General features: G+C 61.5%; 6 protein-coding genes. 1 reads left to right on the top strand and 5 read right to left on the bottom strand.

What is annotated here, in order from left to right:
- Positions 1-83 precede the first annotated feature (83 nt).
- The 5 genes from L2A60_RS19685 to L2A60_RS19705 form a co-directional block, all read right to left on the bottom strand.
- Positions 84-1,373 (bottom strand): purine-cytosine permease family protein, encoded by a 1,290-nt coding sequence (locus L2A60_RS19685; protein ID WP_235706159.1) that lies wholly within the window; start codon positions 1,371-1,373, stop codon positions 84-86.
- A 16-nt stretch (positions 1,374-1,389) separates the two neighbouring features.
- Positions 1,390-2,361 (bottom strand): agmatinase, encoded by a 972-nt coding sequence (speB, locus tag L2A60_RS19690; protein WP_235706160.1) that lies wholly within the window; start codon positions 2,359-2,361, stop codon positions 1,390-1,392.
- Between the two features lie 156 nt (positions 2,362-2,517).
- A complete protein-coding gene (locus tag L2A60_RS19695) occupies positions 2,518-3,006 on the bottom strand; it encodes a HutD/Ves family protein (protein ID WP_235706161.1) in 489 nt (162 codons plus the stop codon).
- Positions 3,007-3,048: 42 nt separating this feature from the next.
- Positions 3,049-4,185 (bottom strand): acyl-CoA dehydrogenase family protein, encoded by a 1,137-nt coding sequence (locus L2A60_RS19700; RefSeq protein ID WP_235706162.1) that lies wholly within the window; start codon positions 4,183-4,185, stop codon positions 3,049-3,051.
- 14 nt (positions 4,186-4,199) lie between these two features.
- Positions 4,200-5,477, bottom strand: coding sequence for a CaiB/BaiF CoA transferase family protein (locus tag L2A60_RS19705; protein WP_316044808.1), 1,278 nt, complete (start codon positions 5,475-5,477; stop codon positions 4,200-4,202).
- Between the two features lie 191 nt (positions 5,478-5,668).
- On the opposite strand from L2A60_RS19705, the gene L2A60_RS19710 reads away from it, so the two are divergent.
- Positions 5,669-5,930, top strand: a 262-nt coding sequence (locus tag L2A60_RS19710) for a GntR family transcriptional regulator (RefSeq protein WP_235706164.1), incomplete at its 3' end; no start/stop codon positions are given.

The raw sequence follows: 5,930 nt of genomic DNA on the forward strand, positions 1-5,930 counted from the left end.
TGTCTGCTGAGGTTGGGATGGCAACCCAAACTTCTCAGACAGGAGACCGTCGCGTGAAGTGCGCCATCAACGGCGCCGCAAAATCAGCCGGAAATCACTACCGCAGAGCGGTTTTGTTCAATCTCCAGCACGATGGCGAGTACGAAGGCCGCCAGGGCAGGCACGCCCCAGGCTCCGTAACGGCCATGCCTGTCGTAGATGTCGGCCACAGAGTACTCGCCGTGGCGCAGTAGGAAAAAATCGGTCAGGTTGATCGCCGACCAGGGGATAAAAACATATACCAGGATCAGCATCAGGTTGTTCAGATATGCCATCACGCTGTTCGCGCCGACAATGGCGATCAGGCTGCCGATGGTCACCCCGGCTGCGCCCAGCCCGATCCGGTACCACTTGCCATGACGCAGCGCCGATTGGCGTAACGATAGGCTCGAACTCAGGATCGTCAGCGACGAAAGGCAGCCGCCGTAGAGATTGAGGGCGTTGATCACCACCACCCCGGCCAGGATCACGATCAACGCGATGATGCGCAATTCCGCCCATGGACCGCTGAACAGGCCGGCAAACGCGGCCGTCGGGTCCGAAGCGGCGAGTTTCTGATCGATGGCTCCCAGCAACACGCCGACCAGCATGGCCCAGATCGAACCGATCACCGAGCCGAAATAGGTGCTCCAGAAAATCGAGCCGGCGGCCGTGTCGCGTGGCATGTAGCGGGAATAATCGGCGACATAGGGGCCGTAGGTGATCTGCCATGCCACGAAAATCGCAATCGCGATCAGGAGCATGGGCAATGAGAATACTGCCGCATGCGGCGCGGCGGGAAGACCGGCCAGCTTGCCGAACGCCAGCACCGTTCCCAGAATGAAAATGACGGCAAAAATATAGGTCGCCCATTTCGCGCAGCGGTGGATCGCGTCATAGCCGAACGCGAACAGCAGATAGGTCAGCAGGTTGGCGACGACGATTCCAACTCCGCTGGACACGCCAAGGATGTTGGCGATGGCTTCGCCGCCGAGGATCGCGCTGCCCGCAAAAAACCCCAGATACATCAGCACCACGAGCGCGAGGGGAAGATTCGCGCCGAGCACGCCGAACTGAGCCCGGCTCTGGATCATCTGCGGAATTCCGATGCGGGGCCCCTGCACGGCGTGCGCGGCCATCACGCAGCCGCCCAGCAGATTGCCCAGCACCAGAGCAAAAATGCTCCAGCCGGGACTGAGGCCGAGTTCGATCGGAATGATGCCGAGAGCGACCGCGGTGATCTGCATGTTGCCCGAAAAAAACAGCGTGAACATGGAAAAGACCTTACCATGCCTCTCGCTCTCGGGGACGAAGTCGATGGCCCTGCGCTCGATGACCGTTTTTTCTTGACTCATGACGTGCTCCCTTTGATCAGACTTGATTTGCCGGCGGATCGCCGATCCGGCCCGCGATGAGACACAGCAGCTCGAACATCATCGTGGCGCCGACCAGGGCGGTCATGCCGCCGAGGTCATAGGGCGGCGCCACCTCCACCACGTCGGCGCCGATGATCTCCAGCCCCTGAAGCCGGCGCAGCATGAATTGCGCTTCCCGCGTGGTCAGGCCGCCGATTTCGGGTGTGCCGGTTCCCGGCGCCATCGAGGGATCGATCGAATCGACATCGAACGACACATATAACGGACCGGCCCCGGCGATGGCGATCGCCTCATCCATCGTCGCCTCCGGGCCTTGCCTTGCCACATCCTCGATATAGCGGATCGCGCCGCCCTGCTCGCGCGCCCATCGATGCTCGTCCCGGTCATACGTCGAGCCGCGAATGCCGATCTGGATCATCCGCCGGGGGTCCAGCAGTTTTTCTTCGATCGCCCGCCGGAATGGGGTTCCGTGGGTATAGCGATTGTTGCCGAAATAGCGATCATTGGTGTCGGAATGCGCATCGAAATGCACGAGACCGACCGGCCGATCGCGGGCCAGGGCGCGCAAGATCGGCAAGGTGATCAGATGATCGCCGCCTACCGCGATCGGTTTCGCGTCGGCCATTTTTATGTCCTTGAAGAACTCTTCGATCAGATCAAGGGAACCTTCTATGCTGAACGGATTGGTCGGCGCGTCGCCTATGTCGGCAACGGCGATCCGGTCGTAAGGCGAGACGCCGGTCGCATGGTGGGTGCGCCGGATCAGGGTGGACTGATTGCGGACTTCGCGCGGGCCCTGACGCGCGCCGGCCCGGTTCGTGGTGCCGCCATCGAAGGGAACGCCGACGAGCGCGACATCGAGCCCCTCGGCACTGGCGACCGACGGCAGCCGCATGAAGGTCGCGGCGCCGGCAAAGCGGGGAACAACCGAGGCGTCAACGGGTTGCGGGCGTTCATGGACTGTCATGATATTGGTAACCTTTCGCCTTCGAGAAAATTCCGGTTTTCGGCTTGGATCGGAGTTGCGCCTGAGACGGAGATATCGAATTCAACGATACAGATCTCAGCGCGGCCAGTTGGAGTCAGGCCCATACTCGTACCCACGCCATGAACGACTACCGCGTCACCGGCAGCAAGCCACATCGCGTTGCTTCCGCTGTCGATTTGCAGAGGAACCCCACGCGCCAATATCAGGATTAAGATCCGACTTTAGCCGCCATACAACCGGTGCTGTCTGCCTTAATCGGGTTACCCGGTGGACGAAACGTCCGCGTCTTGTCATGACGTTAAGGTCGATGACCGGGCCGTCGATCAACTGCGCGACTGTCGGAACATCTGCGGGAAAACTGTAAGGTAGTGAATCGGGCGTGATATCTATTCCGGCCTGATCTGAAACCGCAAGCCTGATCCCTTTACCCTCAAGTATACTGAGCGTGCGATCGATTCCGGTGAATTGCGAAAAAGCGCCGTCAGCAGTGACGTGGGCCATGCTCACCCGCCAATCGAACGCATCGATCCCACTCTCTGGTGGAAATATATCGATTTCGGCCGTCTCTCCGCCACCGTTCTTCCAGGGCATACAACGATATTCGCCACTTCGGATGATGCGCATTCCGTTAAGGCATCCTCTCGCCGGAGCCGCTCCAGGTGACCATCATCCCAGCACCGCGCGGGCGATGATGTTGCGTTGGATTTCCGATGAGCCTTCGTAGATGCGCATGATCCGGACATCGCGGACGTAGCGTTCGAGCGGCATGTCGCGGGTGAAACCATAGCCGCCGTAAATTTGCAGGGCCTTGTCGGTGACGCGACCGGCCATTTCGGAGGCAAACAGCTTGGCCATTGATGCCTCGGTGCTGAAGCGTTCGCCTGCCGCGCGTTTCACGGTTGCGGCGCGAGCCAGCCCGCGCGCGGCGGCGATATCGGTTGCCATGTCGGCAAGCATCCATTGAATACCCTGAAACAGGGCGATCGGCTCGCCGCCGACCTGCCGGTTTTTGGCCCATTCAATGGCCGCGGAAAAGGCGGACTCCGCGATGCCGACACAGGACGCCGCGATATCGAGGCGCCCGGCATCGAGGACGCGGAGCGCGGTGCGAAAGCCGGTCCCTTCGGGTCCGAGACGGTTTTCCTCGGGCACCACACAGTCGAGCGCCACTTCGAAAACATGGCCGCCCTTAAGGCCCATCGTGCGCTCCGGCGGTCCGACCTGGAGACCGCCGCGAGCCGGTTCGACAACAAACGCGGAAATGCCGCGTGCTCCGGCGGTCATGTCGGTCTTGGCATAGACGATGATGAAATCGGCTTCGGCGGCGTTGGAAATAAAGTGCTTGGTTCCCTTGATCCGATAACCACCGTCTGTGCGGGTCGCCGTTGCCGTCATGTCGGCGGGGTTCGAACCGGCGCCTGGCTCAGTGAGGGCGAAGGCGCCGAGATTGGTCCCTTTGGCAGCAGCGTCCAACCAGCGGGTCTTCTGACGATCGTCGCCGCCATACTTGATCGAATCGGTGGCAAGGTAATGAGCGGTGATCATTGAGCCGGTCGAAGCGCAGGCACCGGAAATCAGGGCCACGGCCTCGAACAGCGTATGCGGATCGACACCGGCGCCGCCGTAATTCCCCGGCAGGTTTAATCCCATAATGCCGAGTTCGGACAGCGCCGGCCGGTGGCAGGTGGCGAAGATCGATTGGGCATCGATATCGGCGGCGCGCGGCGCAAGCTCCTTGCGGCAGAACGCCTCGATCGCATCGATAATGTCAGGATCGGCGCTTGGGTCGGTGAATTTAATCATGGGGGGAGAGTCCTTCAATCCCACGCGCGTGCCGGATCGGCCAGCACAGCGTGCGTGTGCTCGCTGAGACGTGGGGCCGCCTTCAGGCCGCCGCGTGATGCGTTCTGGAATCGAGCGGGTTGTTCGGGAACGAAGGTCCGGCCGAGATCGGGATGAGCCAGCTCCTGCAGCAAGGGGCGGGCGGTTGCCTGTGAAGAGGCCAGCGCCTGCGCCGTGTCCATCACCTCCGCCGCGGGAACACCGGCGGCCACGAGCGCCGAGACCGCTTCGCTCGCGGTCAGGGGCCGAGACCAGGACTCGATGTCGGCCCGCAGTTCCGCCTCGTTGGCGGCGCGCTGGGAATCCGAGGCAAAGCGCGGATTTACTACCAGTTCAGGCTTGCCGATGAGGTGCGCTAGCGCGGTGAAGAGTTTGTCGTTGAGAACTGCGAGGACGAATGTGCCGTCACGGGCCGCGAACGCGCCGAACGGCACGGACAGGGCGTGACGGTTGCCCATTCTTTGTGGCGCCACACCGGTTGCAAGATAGCGAGCAACGACAAGTGGTTGCAGGGCCATCATGGCATCGAACATGGCGATGTCGATATATCGCCCGCTTCCGGTGCGATCGCGCTCGACCAGGGCGGCAAGGATCGCCCAGGAGCCAAACAGGCCGCACACCACATCGGCGATCGATTCGCCAATCAGCGTGGGAGGGCCGTCGGGGTCGCCGGTGACGGCCATGATCCCGCTCATCGCCTGAATGATGATGTCATAGGCCGGCCGCAAGGCGTTGGGCCCGTTCTGTCCGAACCCGGAAATGCTCGCATATACCAAGCGCGGGTTGTGCCGCGAGAGCGTGGCCCAGCCGATCCCGAGCTTGTCGGCGACACCTGGGCGAAAATTCTCGACCACAACATCCGCGCCGCTGGCCAGTTCCAGCGCGATCGTGCGATGGTCGGCGGTTGCCAGATCAAGGACGATGCTGCGTTTGCCGCGATTGACCGCCTCGAACACGGCACTCGATCCGTCCTTGTGGAACGGGCCGATATGCCGGTAATCGTCACCATTAGGCGGCTCGATTTTCAGCACATCTGCACCGAGATCGGCAAACAACGCCGTGCAATAAGGGCCTGCGAGCACACGGGTGAAGTCGAGTACGCGAATGCCCTGCAGGGGCCGCGCCCCGTTGGCAGAGGGTGATGCCGCGGTCATCCGAGAATTCCTGGTAAATTCAACCCGTCTTCGCGCGTGCATCGGTGCCAAGCCACGTGCTTGTCTGGCGCCGGGTTCGCCAGCCAGATATTCCCCCATAGTCGGTCACTGCGCATGGTCCCTCCGCGAGATGAGCCGGTGGCTCCAGAGTTCTTATGTCTATACATATCAAGTGGGGCTCGCAGTGTCCAGTACCGTTGCCTGGATTTCCGCAAGCTAAAACGATACAATCGTGTCTATATGGCTGCCATTCAACGCAGGTTCGGAGACGTGATGCAGAGAGTGCCGGTATGAGCGTCGCCGATCCGGTTGTTCCTCTGCATCAGCGTATTATTGCCGATCTCGAGGCAAAAATCCTGTCGGGCGAATGGCCGCCCGGCTACCGAATTCCATTCGAACATCAACTGGTGGCGCATTACGGATGCGCCCGAATGACCGTCAACAAAGCGATTTCCACCCTGACAGCCGCCGGGTTGATTGTCCGGCGCCGCCGGGCCGGTTCCTTCGTCGCATCGCCGCCCGTCCAATCGGCGGTGTTGCAAATTCCCGATA

The organism is Acidiphilium iwatense (assembly GCF_021556475.1).
GTDB lineage: Bacteria > Pseudomonadota > Alphaproteobacteria > Acetobacterales > Acetobacteraceae > Acidiphilium > Acidiphilium iwatense.